General features: G+C 43.4%; 11 protein-coding genes. 7 read left to right on the top strand and 4 right to left on the bottom strand.

Annotated features, from left to right (window positions below; genetic code table 11):
• Positions 1 to 243 precede the first annotated feature (243 nt).
• Positions 244 to 1,302: an NAD(P)/FAD-dependent oxidoreductase gene (locus HG267_RS16655; RefSeq protein WP_045870093.1), complete on the bottom strand. Its 1,059-nt coding sequence runs from the start codon at positions 1,300 to 1,302 to the stop codon at positions 244 to 246.
• Positions 1,303 to 1,434: 132 nt separating this feature from the next.
• Here HG267_RS16655 and HG267_RS16650 point away from each other — a divergent pair, with 132 nt between their 5' ends.
• Positions 1,435 to 2,277, top strand: coding sequence for a YaaW family protein (locus HG267_RS16650; RefSeq protein ID WP_045870094.1), 843 nt, complete (start codon positions 1,435 to 1,437; stop codon positions 2,275 to 2,277).
• Positions 2,259 to 3,617 carry an O-antigen ligase family protein gene (locus HG267_RS16645; RefSeq protein WP_045870095.1) on the top strand — a complete coding sequence of 453 codons (1,359 nt, stop codon included), beginning with the start codon at positions 2,259 to 2,261 and terminating at the stop codon, positions 3,615 to 3,617. Before HG267_RS16650 ends, HG267_RS16645 begins: the two co-directional genes overlap by 19 nt.
• 457 nt (positions 3,618 to 4,074) lie before the next feature.
• Here HG267_RS16645 and HG267_RS16640 read toward each other — a convergent pair whose 3' ends face one another.
• Complete coding sequence (locus HG267_RS16640) at positions 4,075 to 6,162, bottom strand: response regulator (RefSeq protein WP_045871840.1); 2,088 nt, start codon at positions 6,160 to 6,162, stop codon at positions 4,075 to 4,077.
• Between the two features lie 172 nt (positions 6,163 to 6,334).
• Here HG267_RS16640 and HG267_RS16635 point away from each other — a divergent pair, with 172 nt between their 5' ends.
• The gene (locus HG267_RS16635) at positions 6,335 to 6,658 is read left to right on the top strand and encodes a hypothetical protein (protein WP_045871841.1); all 324 of its coding nucleotides are present in this window, start codon (positions 6,335 to 6,337) and stop codon (positions 6,656 to 6,658) included.
• On the top strand, positions 6,649 to 7,029 hold the full coding sequence (locus HG267_RS16630) for an aspartyl protease (RefSeq protein ID WP_045871842.1): 381 nt from the start codon (positions 6,649 to 6,651) through the stop codon (positions 7,027 to 7,029). The genes HG267_RS16635 and HG267_RS16630 overlap by 10 nt, the downstream gene beginning before the upstream one ends.
• Positions 7,030 to 7,233: 204 nt before the next feature.
• On the opposite strand, the gene HG267_RS16625 is transcribed toward HG267_RS16630, so the two are convergent.
• Entirely contained in the window at positions 7,234 to 13,827 is a 6,594-nt protein-coding gene (locus tag HG267_RS16625) for a HAMP domain-containing protein (RefSeq protein ID WP_045871843.1), read from the bottom strand.
• A gap of 578 nt (positions 13,828 to 14,405) precedes the next feature.
• On the opposite strand from HG267_RS16625, the gene HG267_RS16620 reads away from it, so the two are divergent.
• The 3 genes from HG267_RS16620 to HG267_RS16610 all read left to right on the top strand — a co-directional run bounded on the left by HG267_RS16620 (position 14,406) and on the right by HG267_RS16610 (position 16,134).
• Positions 14,406 to 15,356 carry an XDD3 family exosortase-dependent surface protein gene (locus HG267_RS16620; RefSeq protein WP_052335276.1) on the top strand — a complete coding sequence of 317 codons (951 nt, stop codon included), beginning with the start codon at positions 14,406 to 14,408 and terminating at the stop codon, positions 15,354 to 15,356.
• A gap of 435 nt (positions 15,357 to 15,791) precedes the next feature.
• Positions 15,792 to 15,941, top strand: a complete 150-nt coding sequence (locus HG267_RS16615; protein WP_155539400.1) for a hypothetical protein — start codon at positions 15,792 to 15,794, stop codon at positions 15,939 to 15,941.
• On the top strand, positions 15,928 to 16,134 hold the full coding sequence (locus tag HG267_RS16610) for a hypothetical protein (RefSeq protein WP_071989437.1): 207 nt from the start codon (positions 15,928 to 15,930) through the stop codon (positions 16,132 to 16,134). Before HG267_RS16615 ends, HG267_RS16610 begins: the two co-directional genes overlap by 14 nt.
• Here the strand turns inward: HG267_RS16610 and HG267_RS16605 are convergent.
• Positions 16,131 to 17,195: a potassium channel family protein gene (locus HG267_RS16605; protein ID WP_045871844.1), complete on the bottom strand. Its 1,065-nt coding sequence runs from the start codon at positions 17,193 to 17,195 to the stop codon at positions 16,131 to 16,133. The two genes, HG267_RS16610 and HG267_RS16605, sit on opposite strands and share 4 nt — an antisense overlap.
• Positions 17,196 to 17,452 lie beyond the last annotated feature (257 nt).

Genomic DNA, 17,452 nt, shown 5'->3' with positions numbered 1-17,452 from the left:
AAGTTCTTGGGGATCAATTATTTTAGTAACGAAACAGAATTAATTGTTGCTAAAGATTAATCCGTGTAAATGCATGATGGTGTTTACATTACTTATAAATGTTTGCTACAGTTCTAGCTGAATTATTGCGATAGTTGAAATAGATGATTGAGAAAATTCCTTGTATTTATTACATAAATTGCCTCTATTAGCTTAAAAAAGTAACATAAGATACTTAAGTAACCAGTGTATTCATAGATAAAATTATTCGGGAGAAAAGTTGAAAAAATTAACATTAGGTAAAGACCTTAGCTGTTGATTAATTTTCACAGCAGCAGTTATTCCAGACAGCATTGCACCTTCTACAAAATTGCCACCACACCAATCGCCACAACAGATTAAAGGTAGAGGAGTGTTAGCAGATAAAATCGTTTCCTTCCAAGGACGACTAACAAAGGCATAGCGCCAGCGATGTACTTGCATCCAGTCAGGAGTTGCTAACCAAGGAATTGTTAAGGTTTGGGCTGTATGTTGCAACATATACTCTCCAACTGCATTTAAATCTGCGGATTCTAGATGCTGTTGGGCAAAAACTGCACTACTTTGCACGACAAAGTGTGGCTGTTGAGGATTGGGACGCTTGCTACTGTCTAAACCAATCCATGCAATATCAGGATCGTCTACAAAAGTTAAAGCTTTCCATTCAGGAAGGGGTTGAGATGTAGAAGGATAACCTGCGATCGCACTAATACATGGCTGAAATTCTACAGAACTGAGATGCTCAATAAAGGTAGCATCTAATAAACTGCCACTTAAAGGCGCTAAAAGAGCTAATGCTTGGGGTGCAGGAATTGCCACCACTAAGGCATTAGCTGTAATTTCCTCGTTACTCGATTCCAGAGTTAACCGCCAGCTATTTTCCGTATAATTTAGGGCAATTACACGCTGATTTAGTACAATATCCAACCCTGGAGCAATAAACTTGGCAATAGCGCTCATTCCCTGAGGTGCAACATAACGAGGACTACGGCTTTCGGGTGGAATAATGCCAATATCACTTTTGAATTCGTAAACTGTATCTGTCCAAATTTGCAACACATTAGCATTGCATAATAAATCGACAAAACCTTGCAGCAATTCACCTTTGGGTTTGAGGTAACAAGCACCATGATCTGCTGAAGTTCCTTGTAAGCGACGTGTTGCGAGTCTTCCGCCTAAACCACGAGATTTTTCGACAACTATTACCGAATATCCGGCTTTTCTTAACTGCTGGGCGCAGACTAAACCTGCCATCCCTGCACCAATTACTGCAACATCAGTCATTAATTAATCGTCCTTGGTGAGAAGCCTCATTGGTTATTATCAGATGACAAAGCTATAAAGACTACTAATTGACTGCTGAAAGCTGGTAGTAGAATAAGGTACAGAAAGCAGCACGGAAGGGAGGAAGGGAAGTTGGATGAACTGAGGGCGGCTTTAGAGCTAGCAACTGAAGATGAATTGCAAGACTTAACGGCAATTCTGTTTAGTCGTAAGTTCAATCCTTTAGACTACGTTCACACACCTGAACCGATTGAAGTTCAAAGCCAAGATAGACAAGCGTGGTTAGATACATTAGAAAATCGTTTTCGCTTTTTGGCTGCAGATGGGATGACAGTATTACGGGGACGCACCAGCCAGGTAACTTATCGACAAGCGCTAATTCAAGTATGTAAGTATTTAAAAATTCCTTATTCTAGTCAGCTAGCAACTGTTGATTTAGAAGCAGAAGTATTTTTGCATCTATTAGGGCAAGTATGGAAAAAATTGCCCGAACAGGAAAAGCAAAAATTAACTGTTCGGGTACAGCGTCAGCTGATGAAATCGGAATTGAAACAACCCCTACCACTTTTATTACAAAAAGACCCCTTAGGATTAATTTTTAAAGGTGGTAGTGCTTTAGCCGTGACTTCTGTAATTCAACCATTGGTGCTAAAACAAATTGCTCGCCAATTTGCTACACATTTTGCTACTTATCAAGTAGCCAAAGAAGCAGCAGTGCAAGGTTCAACAGTAGCAACAGCGCAGTTTCAAAACTATGTTGCTTTGCAAATGGCAAAGCGAGGTATGACTGTGAATGCGGCTCGTTATGGCGCAGTACGTAGTATCTTCTCGTTTATTGGGCCAGTTATGTGGGCTTGGTTTTTTGCAGATTTAGGATGGAGAGCGATCGCTACTAATTACGGTAGAATCATTCCCACCATCTTTGCCTTAGCGCAAATTCGTCTCACCCGTACTGAATGTTGGGAGTTAGCTTGAAGCAAGCTGTTTATCATCCCAATCCGGCTTTGCAATTACCTTGGAATTTAACTCAATTGGGATTGATTTTCTTCCCATTGAGTCCCTTCCTGGGGGCTGTATTGATAGTTTTGGCATCCTTAATTACTGTGGCACGCCAATGGAGCAAAATTATCCGTCGCCCTCTTAATTGGGGATTTGCACTGCTAAGTTTATTGCTCATCATTACGGCTGGGTTTGCCTATGACAAAACCACAGCTTACGTTGGTTTATTTAATTTCATTCCCTACTTTATTATTTTTGCGGGATTGAGTGCGCTGTTTCAAAAAACCGCCCAATTGCGACAAATAGCTTGGATTTTGGTAGTTGCTTCCGTGCCAATCACAATTTTGGGCTTTGGGCAGTTATTTTTAGGCTGGAATTTAGATTTAAAGTTTGTGTGGATTGTTTTAGAGTGGACGATCGCACCAGGAGGAACTCCACCAGGGCGCATGGCTTCTATCTTAATGCACGCTAACACCTTAGCGGCTTACCTGGTAATCATGTTCACTCTGGGGTTAGCTTTAGCGCTAGAACAGTGGCAATTAATCAAAAAGAAAACTCAAAATTCCCCAATCCCCAATCCCCAATCCCTCAACCCCCTCATCTTTCTCACTATCGCCGGAATTCTCAACTTCATTGCCTTAATTTTTACTAACTCACGCAATGGATGGGCGATCGCAATTTTTGTGTGTTTAGCTTATGCACTATACCAAGGTTGGCGGATTTTAGTTGGTGGTGTAGCTGCTATCGTCACTACTGTAATGCTAGCAGCGTTTGCACCTTCTCCAGTCGCCCAGTTCTTTCGCAACTTCGTTCCAGCTTTCTTTTGGGCGCGTTTAAATGATGATATGTATCCCAATCGGCCAGTGGCTTTAATGCGAAAAACCCAATGGCATTTTGCTTGGAATTTAACTCAACAACATCCTTGGACTGGCTGGGGGTTACGCAATTTTTTAAAACTTTATAAAGCCGAAACGCACCTCGGTTTAGGTCATCCACACAACTTATTTTTGATGTTATCTGCGGAAACTGGAATACCTGCTACCCTATTATTTTGTGGTTTAATCGCCTGGGTTGTGATTGCAGCTATCAAAGTTTTGCAAAAGCCACAATTTTTAGCTCAAGAAGACAGATTGATATTTTTTAGTTATGTCTTAGTTTTGTTGGGATGGGTACTCTTTAATATGGTTGATGTTACTATCTATGATTTCCGTCTAAATACTCTATTTTGGTTAATATTATCTGCAGTTTGTGGATTAGTTTATCGCTACAATCAAGATGGTAGAATTCAATCGCAACAAGATGAGAGAATCGGTTAAGCGATTGTATATTTCTTATACCAATTCAAATAATGTTTGCAAAACACCAAATATATTCTAGAGGGCATAGCAATGCCCATACGTGTCAACTTAAGCTAAAAACTATATAGGGCGGGCGTTGTAAAAATACCTCGCGCCCTCATCCCCTAACCCCTTCTCCCCCTGGAGAAGGAGAACTAAATCTCTGGCTCCCTTCTCCCTGTGGGAGAGGGGTTGGGGGAGAGGGCCAACCCTTGCAACCAAGCGGTTTTCACGTTAAGTTGACACCAATGGGCAATGCCTTGCCCCTACAATCTGTCACATTTTTTTCAAACTGGTATTAGTTGGAAGTCCCTCAATACAGTTCGGATAAGACAAATCAATTGAGTTGCATTTGATATTAGCTGCAAAATAAATATTTTCTGTATTTAACACCATTAGGTACGTTAGCATTCGATTAACGCACCTAAAATTTTGTTTAGCTAAGTGGAGAGTGCAAATTTACTTTTAATAGTTTGATTATCATATTAATTAATTTAGCTGGCTCAATTGGCTTAGAAGCATACATATGAAAGCCGGCTGCTATGGCTTCTGTAGAATCTTCTTCTCTAGCATAGGCTGTTAACGCAATGGCTGGAATTTGCCCGCCTCGTTCTGCTTCCAGCATTTTGACTTTACGGATGAGTGTGTAGCCATCTTCTTCAGGCATACCAATATCGCTAATTAATATCTCTGGTGGATATTCTTGAATTGCTAACATTGCTTCGTTAACTGAGCTAACAGATCTGACTGTAGCTCCGGATTGCTGTAGTGCGGCTGACAGAAAAAGGCGTGTATCAGTATCATCATCTACAACTAGCAATTGCACATTATTTAGAGGTAATTGCGGTGAAGATACAGATTCTACAATTGCTGTTTTTTCTGGATTTTGTGGCTGTTTTGCTGCTAAAAGCGGCAATTTTACAGTAAAAGTTGCGCCTTGTCCTTCACCAGGGCTATCTGCATAAATCTTTCCGTGGTGTAATTCTACCAAGTGGCGGGCGATCGCTAATCCTAATCCTAGTCCTGTGTGGCTGCGGGTGGTACTACCGTCGGCTTGGCGGAAGCGATCAAAAACATATCTGAGAAAGTCTGGTTGAATACCAATTCCGGTATCACTGACTTGAATTTGAGCGTAGTTGTTGTCAGTGGAAAGGGTAATATCCACACGTCCGTTTTCTGGTGTGAACTTGATGGCATTACTAAGTAGATTCCAGACGACTTGCTGCAAGCGATCCGGATCGCCAGAAACCATAAAGGGTGAGGCTAGATGCTTTGCTAGAGAGAAATGACCGTTATTTTCTTTATTTGGGGCAATGTTTGCTTTCTCTGTGGCAGGTATCGCAAATTCAAAGGCAATATTTTTAGCTTCAGCTTGTAACCGGACTGTCTCTACTGCGGTTTCAATCACTGAAACGAGGTTAACAGGGCAAATATTTAACACCAACTTGCCGCGAATAATTCTGGAGACATCTAAAATATCTTCAATGAGTTGCTCTTGCAAACGTGCATTGCGTTCAATAGTTTCTAAAGCACGGGCTGTAGCTTTCTCATCGAGTTTGCGATTGCGGAGCAGTTTAGCCCAACCGAGAATCGAGTTGAGAGGTGTCCGCAGTTCGTGAGACAGAGTAGCCAGGAACTCATCCTTCATGCGGTTTGTGGCTTCCGCTTCCTTGAGGGCTGCTTGTTCGCGAATTAATTTAGCGCGTTCTTCCTCAGCTTGTTTGCGATCGCTAATATCTTCTACTGTCCCCACATAACCGATGACTGTGCCTTCATTAGAAAGCATAGGTGAGGAACGCAAGGTTAACCAGCGCACAGTTCCAGTGGCAGTAACAATACTAAATTCACTATAGTATTCTTTTCCCTGTTGAGCCGCCGCCGACCAATCGGCAAATATCCTGTCTCTATCTTCAGGACGAAGCGATCGCAACCAACCTGTGCCTAAACAATCCTCATCAGAAATGTCCAAAATACTTTGGTAGCGGGGATTAGTATAAGTGCAATTACTGTCAATATCTGTAAGAAAAATGCCTACGGGTGAGCAAGCCGATAACGAGCGAAACTGTTCTTCGCTTTTTCTCAAATCGGCGTTTAAGGCGGCGAGTTGGTTAGCTTGTCTTTCTATCTTTGCCGTTTTCTGAAATAAATCAACAAACGCCGCGACTTTCGATTTTAAGATTTCCGGTTCGATGGGTTTAAATAAATAGTCTACTGCGCCTAGAGAATAGCCTTTAAATACCATTGAATCGTTGGTACTAAATGCAGTTAAAAAGATGATGGGTGTGTGACGCGATCGCTCTCGTTGGCGAATTAGCGTAGCCGTCTCAAAGCCATCCATTTCTGGCATTTGTACATCGAGCAAAATTACTGCAAAATCTTGATTGAGTAAACACCTCAAAGCTTGGGCCCCTGATGTCGCCCTGACCAAATTTTGACCTAAACCTTGCAGTATTGCTTCTAAGGCCAACAAGTTTTCCGAGTGGTCATCAACCAGGAGAATATTTACTGGTAATTCGGACGGCATTATAGGTATAGACTCCTAGGTAGACTAAAAACAAATTTCTACGCTATTTTATAGACTTTCAACCTTGGAAGAGGTATTTTACAACTGTCGTAGGTTACAAATTTTGTGAACTGAGGGAATAGGGATTGGGAACTAGACTAGATATATATGCCAGTTAAATGCGGAACCAAATATGACACATATATCCCAGCAACGACGCACCCGCATCTTACCTCCATCTCCTATCGTGCCAGAGCAAAAGCGTCATCAGCGAGAACAACGTGATGCCCTTGCAGCAAAGTGCCGTGAGATTTTTGAGCGCTTGCGTCCGCAACTGATAGAGACAAATTACAACTGGCATATTGCCATTGACCCAGAGACAGAAGATTACCTCCTTGACTTAACTTTAAAAGGGATAACGCAAAAAATTCGTGATACTTACGGTAATACTAATCAAGTAAAACTGACTATCTTTCGACTTAACGATACAGGAACCTGTGGCAGGCTATGGCTGTAGGTTCATTTGGAGATAACGGCGAGCTATTTTTTGAAATTCAGCTTGTTAGTGTTAACGGTGAAGAATTTATCATTGAAGCCTTATTTGATACAGGGTTTACAGATGGCTGGTTAGCTATCAATACTCAAGACCTGGATGCTTTGGGGTGGTCATTGCTAGCCGCACAAGTTGAAATGACCACAGCACGCGGGAACGCAAGGTTAGACATCCATGAAGGCAAAATTATCATTGATGGAATTGAAGCCATAATCCCCGTCCATGTCGGTGATGAGATTCCCGATACCATTATGGGTTCTTTGTGGCTGGATACTATGCAGCTAATCGTGAATAAACCAAGAAACATATTGACTTTAGAGATGGTGGACGAATAAAAGACTCAAATAATTTTGGATTGGGGACTGGGGAACTCGGGGCCCCCTTTGGGGATAAGGGGTAATGGGGACTGGGGACTGGGAAAAGGAAGAGGTAGGGAGCAGGGAAAGAAATAATTAATGACAAACACCAATTACCCATTACCAATTACCTATGACTAATGCCCCATGCCCAATGCCCAATGCCCCATGCCCAATGCCCCATTACCTATACAACCAAACCCGCAATAGCGAAAGCAACTGTTCTGTATCTACGGGTTTGGTGATGTAGTCGGATGCACCTGCTTCAATACATTTTTCGCGATCGCCTTGCATGGCTTTGGCGGTGAGGGCAATGATTGGTAAAGCTCTAAATTGATGGTTTTGGCGAATCAGGCGAGTGGTTTCGTAACCATCCATTTCTGGCATCATGACATCCATTAATACAACATCAATATCCGGGGTAGTTTCCAAGGTGCGAATGCCTTCTCTACCGTTTTCTGCATATAAGACCTGCATTTGATAACGCTCTAGCATACTGGTGAGGGCGAAGATGTTACGCACATCGTCGTCTACTATGAGTACTTTTTTACCTGTTAGCAAGTAGTCTCTCGCATGGAGTTGTTCGAGAATTTCCCGCTTGGGTGCAGGCAAATTGGCTTGGACTCGGTGCAAGAATAAGGCTGTTTCGTCTAAGAGACGTTCGGGCGATCGCACGTCTTTAACAATAATCGTGTCTGCTATCCGTCTCAATTCTGTTTCTTGTACTCGGTTTAGTTCTTGACCTGTATAAACAATTACAGGCAGATTTTCACCATGAGGTAGCTGCTTGATTTGTTCAATTAGTTCAAAACCAGTCATATCTGGTAGCCCTAAGTCGAGAACCAAGCAATCAAAATGCTGGGTGCGAATGGCTTCTAGGGCATCTGCACCTGTACCTACGGCGGTGGTAGTTACGTCGCTGTTACCAATTAATTCCACAATACTGTGGCGTTGATTTTCGTCATCTTCGACTACTAGTAGGCTTTTCACCCGACGTTCGATAAAACCTTTGATTTTGGTTAAGGCTTCGGAGATGATTTCGCTGGTTAAGGGCTTTTGCAGATATGCGATCGCGCCTAATTGTAAACCGCGTTGTCGTCCTTCTTCCACTGTCATAATATGTACGGGAATGTGACGGGTGCGGGGGTTATGTTTGAGGCGATCTAATACTGTCCAACCATCGATTTCTGGCAAGCGGATATCTAGCAAGATAGCTGAGGGTAGATATTGCTGTGCTAGAGTTAGCCCTATTCTGCCGTTTTGGGCGGTAATCGCCTTAAATCCTTGCTGGCGTGCCATATCTAGCAGGATACGGGCAAAATTAATGTCATCTTCCACAATCAGCAGTACGCGATCGTCTTCTGCGAGAATAGAGCGATCGTCCATGAGGGATTGGGGATTGGGTACTGGGTACTGGGGATTGGGTTGTGTCCTGACTGATAAAGGTTCAGTACTCAGCACTCTCGACTCTGGAGAGAGTTGGGGGAGGTAGAAAGTAAAGGTACTACCTTGATTGGGATGGCTGACAAGTTTAATTTCACCACCAAATAGGCGGGCGATTTCGCGGCTAATGGATAAGCCTAAGCCTGTACCGCCATATTTGCGGCTGGTGCTACCATCAGCTTGTTGAAAGGCTTCAAAAATTACTTTTTGTTTTTCTGGTGCAATCCCGATACCTGTATCGCTAACAGAGAAAGCAATCACAGCTTGGGCGCGATTTAAAGTTTCTTGAGATTGACTCCAGCCTTGTTTTGCCACTTCTACCCGCAAACGGACTTCCCCAGTTTCGGTAAATTTAAAGGCATTGGAAAGGAGATTTTTCAGGACTTGTTGTAAACGTTTGGCATCAGTGTAGATGGTTTGTGGTAATTCGGGAGCAAATTCCACGTTAAAGGCGAGTCCTTTATTTTGGGCAATTTGCCCGAATGTGCGCTCAAGTTGTTCGCCTAACTCCGAAAATAACATTTGGTTCATGTCAATTGACATGGTTCCCGATTCGATTTTGGCTAAATCTAAAATGTCATTAATTAAGGTCAACAAGTCAGTACCAGCTGAGTAAATTGTCTGGCTATATTCCACTTGCTTGGTAGTGAGATTACCTTCAACGTTATCTGTTAACAGCTTCGCCAAAATCAGCAAGCTGTTGAGTGGTGTCCGCAATTCATGGGACATATTCGCCAGAAATTCGGATTTATATTTAGATGAAAGGGCTAATTGTTCGGCTTTCTCTTCTAAAGAACGTCTAGCTTGTTCAATCTCTAGGTTTTTCCGTTCCACTTCTTTCTTTTGCAGCGCCAACAACTCAGCTTTTTCTTCTAATTCGGCGTTGGTTTGTTGTAGTTCTTCTTGTTGTCCTTTGAGCAAATCTTCGGAAGCTTTGAGTGATTGGGCTTGCTGTTCTAGTCGCTTGTTAGTTTCCCTCAGTTCGTTTTGCTGGGTTTGTAGTTCTTCTGCTAAAGATTGGGATTGTTTGAGCAATTCTTCCGTCCGCATGGAAGCTGCAATTGTATTTAAGACGATCGCAATACTTTCTGTGAGTTGATCGAAGAATGTTAAATGTATTTCACTAAAGCGCCGGAAGGAAGCTAATTCAATTACGGCTGTGACTTGTCCTTCAAACAATACAGGTAAGACAACAGCATTCAAGGGCGCAGCTTCCCCTAAACCAGAGCTAATTTTGACATAATCACCAGGTACTTCTGTTAACAGAATCCGTTCTTTTTCCAAAGCACATTGTCCTACCAAACCTTCACCCATGTAGAAGCGGTTGGCTAAATGGCGGCGTTCCCGGTAAGCATAGCTACTCAATAATTTGAGGAATGCTTGATTATCTGCGGCTTCCATCATGTAGAATACGCCATGCTGCGCGCCTACTAACGGCGCTAGTTCTGAGAGGATGAGTTTAGAAACTGTTTCTAAATCGCGCTGACCTTGCAGCATTCGCGTAAACTTCGCCAGGTTAGTTTTTAACCAATCCTGCTCAGTATTTTTCTGGGTGGTCTCTCGCAGGTTGGCAATCATTTGGTTGATGTTGTCTTTCAGGATAGCGACTTCCCCTAAAGCTTCCACCGCAATCGACCGAGTTAAATCGCCCTTAGTTACGGCTGTAGCTACTTCTGCGATCGCCCTTAGCTGTGTAGTTAAAGTTGCAGCCAGTTCATTCACATTATCAGTCAAATCTTTCCATGTACCCGCCGCCCCTGGTACTCTGGCTTGACCGCCTAATTTTCCTTCGATTCCTACTTCCCGCGCTACTGTGGTTACCTGATTGGCGAAGGTGGCTAGGGTATCAATCATTTCATTGATTGTCTCAGCTAGGGTTTCAATTTCGCCCTTCGCATCTAACATTAATTTGCGTTTCAAGTCCCCATTTGCCACCGCCGTTACCACTCGGGCGATACCGCGCACCTGGGCTGTTAAATTACCCGCCATCGAGTTGACATTATCAGTCAAATCCTTCCAAGTCCCCGCCACACCTTGGACTTGCGCTTGACCGCCTAATTTTCCTTCCGTTCCCACTTCTCGCGCTACCCGCGTTACTTCCGAAGCAAAGGAACTGAGTTGATCCACCATTGTATTGATAGTGTCTTTCAACTCCAAAATTTCCCCGCGCACATCTACGGTGATTTTCTTGGATAAATCACCATTCGCCACCGCTTTGGTAACTTCTGCAATGTTCCGTACTTGGGCTGTCAGGTTACCCGCCATTGAGTTCACATTGTCGGTCAAGTCTTTCCACGTTCCCGCTACCCCTCGGACGTAGGCTTGTACACCTAATTTACCTTCCGTTCCCACCTCCCTTGCTACCCGCGTTACTTCCGAAGCAAAGGAGTTGAGTTGATCCACCATCGTATTGATGGTATTTTTCAACTCTAAAATTTCGCCCTTCACATCCACAGTAATTTTCTTGGAAAGGTCGCCATTCGCCACCGCCGTTGTTACTTCCGCGATGTTCCGCACTTGGGCTGTCAAGCTTCCCGCCATGAAGTTAACGCTGTCGGTGAGGTCTTTCCAGGTTCCCGCGACTCCTTTTACCTCAGCTTGTACGCCGAGTTTTCCTTCCGTTCCCACCTCTCGCGCTACTCTGGTTACCTCAGAAGCAAAGGAGTTGAGTTGATCCACCATTGTATTAACGGTGTTTTTCAACTCCAAAATTTCTCCTTTGACATCCACAGAAATTTTCTTCGAGAGGTCGCCATTCGCCACCGCTGTGGTAACTGCGGCGATGTTCCGCACTTGGGCTGTCAAACTTCCCGCCATGAAATTCACGCTGTCGGTGAGGTCTTTCCAGGTTCCCGCGACACCGCGCACATCAGCTTGTACGCCCAGTTTCCCTTCACTTCCCACCTCTCGGGCTACTCTGGTTACCTCAGATGCAAAGGAGTTTAACTGATCCACCATGATATTGATGGTGTTTTTCAACTCCAGAATTTCGCCTTTAACTTGCACAGTAATTTTCTTCGATAAGTCACCATTTGCGATCGCAGTTGCAACTTCTGCAATGTTCCTTACTTGATCGGTGAGGTTCCCTGCCATCATATTCACCGCACCTGTTAAGTCTTTCCAGGTTCCAGCAACACCGCGTACTTCCGCTTGTACGCCGAGTTTCCCTTCTGTTCCCACCTCTCGCGCTACCCTGGTTACCTCAGATGCGAAGGAACTGAGTTGATCTACCATCGTGTTGATAGTGTTTTTCAACTCCAAAATTTCACCCTTCACATCCACGGTAATCTTCTTGGATAAGTCGCCAGTCGCCACCGCCGTTGTCACTTCCGCAATATTCCGCACTTGGGCTGTCAAACTTCCTGCCATGAAGTTCACACTGTCTGTGAGGTCTTTCCACGTCCCCGCCACACCGCGCACATCTGCTTGTACACCCAGCTTTCCTTCGCTTCCCACCTCTCGCGCTACCCGCGTTACCTCCGAAGCAAAGGAGTTTAATTGATCTACCATCGTGTTGATAGTGTTTTTCAACTCCAAAATTTCACCCTTCACATCCACCGTGATTTTCTTGGATAAGTCGCCAGTCGCTACCGCCGTCGTTACTTCCGCGATGTTCCGCACCTGGGCTGTCAAACTTCCCGCCATGAAATTCACGCTGTCGGTGAGGTCTTTCCACGTACCCGCCACACCTCGCACTTCTGCTTGACCGCCTAGTTTTCCTTCTGCACCCACTTCCCGCGCTACCCGCGTTACTTCCGATGCAAAGGAGTTGAGTTGATCCACCATGATGTTGACGGTGTTTTTCAACTCCAAAATTTCGCCCTTCACATCCACAGTGATTTTCTTGGAAAGGTCACCATTCGCCACCGCCGTGGTCACTTCCGCAATATTACGCACCTGGGCTGTCAAATTACCTGCCATCAAGTTGACGTTGTCGGTGAGGTCTTTCCAGGTACCCGCCACACCGCGCACTTCCGCTTGTACGCCCAACTTACCTTCCGTTCCCACCTCTCGCGCTACCCTGGTTACCTCGGACGCAAAGGAGTTTAACTGATCCACCATCGTGTTAATGGTGTTTTTCAACTCCAAAATTTCGCCCTTCACATCCACGGTGATTTTTTTGGATAAGTCGCCATTCGCCACCGCCGTTGTCACTTCTGCAATATTCCGCACCTGGGCTGTCAAACTACCCGCCATAAAATTCACGCTGTCGGTGAGGTCTTTCCAGGTACCCGCCACACCGCGCACTTCTGCTTGACCGCCTAATTTTCCTTCCGCGCCTACTTCTCGCGCTACCCTGGTTACTTCTGATGCAAAAGAGTTGAGTTGATCCACCATGATGTTGACGGTGTTTTTCAACTCTAAAATCTCGCCTTTGACATTTACAGTAATTTTCTTGGAAAGGTCGCCATTTGCTACCGCCGTTGTTACTTCTGCAATATTCCGCACCTGCGCTGTCAAATTACCCGCCATCAAATTGACGTTATCGGTCAAATCTTTCCATGTACCCGCCACACCGCGCACTTCTGCTTGTACGCCCAGTTTCCCTTCTGTTCCTACCTCCCGCGCTACCCTGGTTACCTCAGACGCAAAGGAATTGAGCTGATCTACCATCGTGTTGACGGTGTTTTTCAACTCCAAAATTTCGCCTTTCACATTGACAGTAATTTTCTTCGACAGGTCACCATTTGCGATCGCAGTTGCAACTTCCGCAATATTACGTACTTGAGCAGTTAAATTCCCCGCCATCAAATTGACGTTATCGGTCAAATCTTTCCAGGTACCCGCCACACCCCTGACTTCGGCTTGTACTCCTAACTTACCTTCGGTTCCCACCTCTCGCGCTACCCTGGTAACTTCTGATGCAAAGGAACCCAGCCTGTCTACCATTGTGTTGACGATATTGGCAGTTTGCAGAAACTCTCCCTTCAGAGGTCTACCTTCAATTTCTGGGGCAATGGTTTGAGATAAATCGCCATTAGCTACAGCCCTAATTACCCTTGTAGTTTCTGCTGTTGGCTGCACTAAATCTGTAATTAGTGTGTTCACAGAATTAACGCAACTTAACCACGAACCACGAACATTTCCTAAAGAAGCACGTTCCGAGACTTTGCCATCTTTACCAACTACATTACCGATGCGCTGTAACTCTGCCGCCATGCGCTCATTTTGGTCAATAATATCGTTGAGTGTATCGGCTATTTTTCCGGCAATTCCTGTTTGGTCAATTGGCATTCTCGCAGAGAAATCACCTTTTTTAACAGCATTTAATGTTCTTAATAGTTGTTTTAAATCTAAACTGTCGCTTTCTCTGGTTAATTGTTCAGTAGCCATAGCCTTATCCTTAAGGAATTTATATATATTTGATCCCCCGTTTGTTTGGCGGGGCTAGTGTTAAGTTCATCATTGGCGCTCTTTGCTTTGGGGAAACTTAACCCTATGCTGAAACCCATTAAATAAGGCTGCTGCCAACACTTCTTGGAACACCATTTAGCCAATCATAACTTTTTCATAATCCTTAAGGTAGCTGCTAAAAGCAGATTTTTTACGGCATATATATCAATAGTTTGATTGCCTATTTCTTTAGACATATTTCTAAAGGAATATTATTCAGCGAGAACCGGTTAATATTTCTTTGCAAATAACAATACTTAGAACAAAAAATGCACTGGCAATGCAATCAGTACGGATAAATGTAATTTCATCCTAGATAGAGGGATGTAATTACATCAGATCAACTTTTAATGTTACCTTTATAAACTGAGATTTTTATATATTAGTTTCATAAACTCCAGGTGATTTACTGAGATAATAAATTCCGAATAATTACCCTATTAGTTTTTTGATTATTCCCATAAAAATGAATTATCCCTAATAGGGATTCGACAGAAATCTATTACTTCTCTTCAGAAATGAAAGTTAAAAAAATATCCAGCTTTTTAAAAGTTGCTATCACCACAGTTGGTATTCTTTCTGTAGCTCAAGGAGCTTATGCTGGTAGTTTAACGGGATCAGCATTTAGCATATCTTTAGAATGTTTAAACGATAGTACTGGTCTTCTCTTGGGATCAAATCCTACTGATGCTAACGGTTGGCAGTATGCATTTGATTCCAATGCAGATGGGATGAATGGTAACTACTGGGTTGGTGCAGCACCTGGACAAGTAAATCCCTATGATATTTCCGGTATGGCTGTCAAAGAAACTGCTGACAGCGTAATTATTGCTATCAATGGCAATATGAAGTTAACCGGAGAAGCCGAAGCTGGAGCTGCTGGTGGTCAGATTGGTTATGGCGACTTATTCTTTAATACGTCTGGCAAAACCTTTCTAAATGCGATGAATAGCGGAGATTTATATGGTATCCGCTTCGCTTCTGCGAATGCTTCTGGTGTACAACAACTTGGTGTTTATAGCGGGGTTCAAGCAAAAACTGTTACTGACATTAAAGAAGGCTATACTGTCCAAACTTATGGAGGTTTAGCAGGTGGTAGCAATTCCTATGAATCTCAAGTTAAGACAGGTGGTGGTACTGTAGGTTACGGCGATTTAACTAGCGCTTACTTTACTAATAACGGACAGAATAACAGCTTTAACCTGAATGAAATAGCTTCTGGAAATTATTTAACTGGAATCTCATTCCTATCCCAAGGAGCGATTACACAACAACTTCTGAGTACTGGCTACGATAGCAGCAAATTCCAAGGTACCCAGACTATAGCTTTCCAATTTAGCAAATCTGCTATCTCTCAAGCCGTTCCCGAATCTTCTACTGCTGCTGGACTAACAATTTTTGGATTAGCTTTCGCTGGTAGCCAAATCCGTAAAAAATATAAACTTAGTGCAAATCAAAAACTAGCATAATCCCAATATGCTAAATCAAGCAGCAGATTCAAAGCTTGAAATTACCATTCACTATCACTTTCTCAACTGATATAGCAATCCAGTTTGATTTCTGAAATTACTTGCATAAAAACGGGACAAGGGACGGGGAATAGGGGACAGGGAATCAAGGTATACCTAGCTTTTAAAAAATCAAAGACGATTCCTATCCATACCTGATGTTGTTGTGATGACAATATCAGGTATTTTTTTCTCAATTATCCCTAGGTTAGCCAGGTGAATTGAACAAAAAAACCTATATTAGAGGATAAGCGATCGCCCATCAAAATTTTTTGTCAATCATTGTTGACTATTTGTAACAATACTGTTAAATTTAGTTACATAAGTTAAACCAAAAGCAAGCACAGCAGATATAACACCAACGACACAATATTTTTATTTGTGGTAGTCCTTGTTTTGCCTGCTTCAACTGTTAACTCAAAGTTTTCCTTTTCAATCGCTGTATCTAATCGTCATTTTGACTTCTCCATAGCCTCGGTGCTTAACCGAGGTTTTTTATTGTTCGATGAGGGAGATGAGGGAGATGAGGGAGATGAGGGAGATTAGGGAGATTAGGGAGATTAGGGAGATTAGGGGGACAAAGAGGGGATTACCATTACCCATTACCCATTACCCATTACCCATTACCCATTACCCATTACCCATTACCCATTACCCATTACCCATTACCCATTCCCCATTACCCATTCCCCATTCCCCATTCCCCATTCCCCATTCCCCATTAACAAACACCAATTAACTATTTTTCGGTTTACGCACTTTTTTAGAAACAATAGGCCCGAGAATTTGGTTAAGACTTTGCAATTGTTCTGCTGTACCCATACAGATCAGGGTATCTCCAGGCATTAAAACAGTATCACCGGTAGGGCCGCCGATTAAATTACCATCAAGGCGACGGATGGCGAGAACTAACGCCCCTGTTTGCGATCGCAATTTAGCTTTTTGCAAACTTTGTCCCACAAAAGGACAAAAAGCTGGGTCTAGCAAAAATTCTTCCATGTACAGCTGGCGGTCTGTACCTGTAAGAATACCATCAACAAAGTCTAAAATTTGGGGTCTGAGGGCGGCTGCGGCCATACGTTTACCGCCAGTGATATAGGGCGAAATCACCGCATCTGCACCAGCGCGTTGTAACTTCTGCAAAGCTTCTTCTGTACTTGCTCTTGCGATCGCTCGAATTGCTGGATTAAGTGTTTTAGCAGATAGTACAGTGTATAAATTTTCAGCATCTGAAGGTAGAGCAGCAACAATACACATCGCTCTTTCTATGCCGACCTTCAAAAGTGTGTCATCTAATGTGGCATCACCTTGGAATACTACATAACCTTCTGTTTGCGCTCTTTGAACAGATTCAACCTCAGAATCAATGACGACAAAATTTACACCTTCAGCCCGAAATTCTTTGGCGATTTGGCGACCTGTGCGACTAAACCCACAAATAATGTAATGTCCTGATAACGATTCCATTATGCGCCTCTGTTGCCGTAGTCGAATTCCTTCTTGAAAGTAGCCTTCAATCACAGCTTCTGTAAATCTATTGACAATGTAACCGATATTGATGACACCCATCAAAATTAAGGCAATGGTAAATAACCTACCGCGATTACCTAGCGGGTGTGTTTCGCCATATCCCACAGTCGCCAGGGTAATTACCGTCATATAAGCAGCATCTTCCCATGACCACCCCTCCACCAGGCTGTACCACAAAGTCCCAATCATGAAAACACAACCAAGAGCGATTGCTCCTGCCATCAACTCCTTTTGGATACGTTGATATTTTTGCTCAGGCATTGAGTACACAATTCTTTCACCTCTGCCAATGGTTAGGGAATAAAGGGACTGGGGACTGGGGGCTAGGGACTGGGAAAAGCAACGGGGCCGGGAGCAGGGGGAGAAATAATTAATGACAAACACCAATTACCAATTACCAATTACCAATTACCAAACCCCAGATGACAAATGACAAATGACAAAATCCCAAGAAAATAGTCGATATTTTGGAAGGTTTCTAGGACACTAGTAGATAACTATACGATCGCAGATTTTCACAAGGAGCG

Source organism: Tolypothrix sp. PCC 7601 (assembly GCF_025677855.1).
Taxonomy (GTDB): Bacteria; Cyanobacteriota; Cyanobacteriia; order Cyanobacteriales; family Nostocaceae; genus Aulosira; species Aulosira diplosiphon.
This window is presented reverse-complemented; position numbering and strand designations above follow the sequence as displayed.

Coding starts and splice junctions, on each gene's coding strand:
- HG267_RS16655 (WP_045870093.1), bottom strand. CDS start 1,302: ATGACTGATGTTGCAGTAATTGGTGCAGGGATGGCAGGTTTAGTCTGC.
- HG267_RS16645 (WP_045870095.1), top strand. CDS start 2,259: ATGTTGGGAGTTAGCTTGAAGCAAGCTGTTTATCATCCCAATCCGGCT.
- HG267_RS16640 (WP_045871840.1), bottom strand. CDS start 6,162: ATGCCGTCCGAATTACCAGTAAATATTCTCCTGGTTGATGACCACTCG.
- HG267_RS16635 (WP_045871841.1), top strand. CDS start 6,335: ATGACACATATATCCCAGCAACGACGCACCCGCATCTTACCTCCATCT.
- HG267_RS16630 (WP_045871842.1), top strand. CDS start 6,649: ATGGCTGTAGGTTCATTTGGAGATAACGGCGAGCTATTTTTTGAAATT.
- HG267_RS16625 (WP_045871843.1), bottom strand. CDS start 13,827: ATGGCTACTGAACAATTAACCAGAGAAAGCGACAGTTTAGATTTAAAA.
- HG267_RS16620 (WP_052335276.1), top strand. CDS start 14,406: ATGAAAGTTAAAAAAATATCCAGCTTTTTAAAAGTTGCTATCACCACA.
- HG267_RS16610 (WP_071989437.1), top strand. CDS start 15,928: ATGAGGGAGATTAGGGAGATTAGGGAGATTAGGGAGATTAGGGGGACA.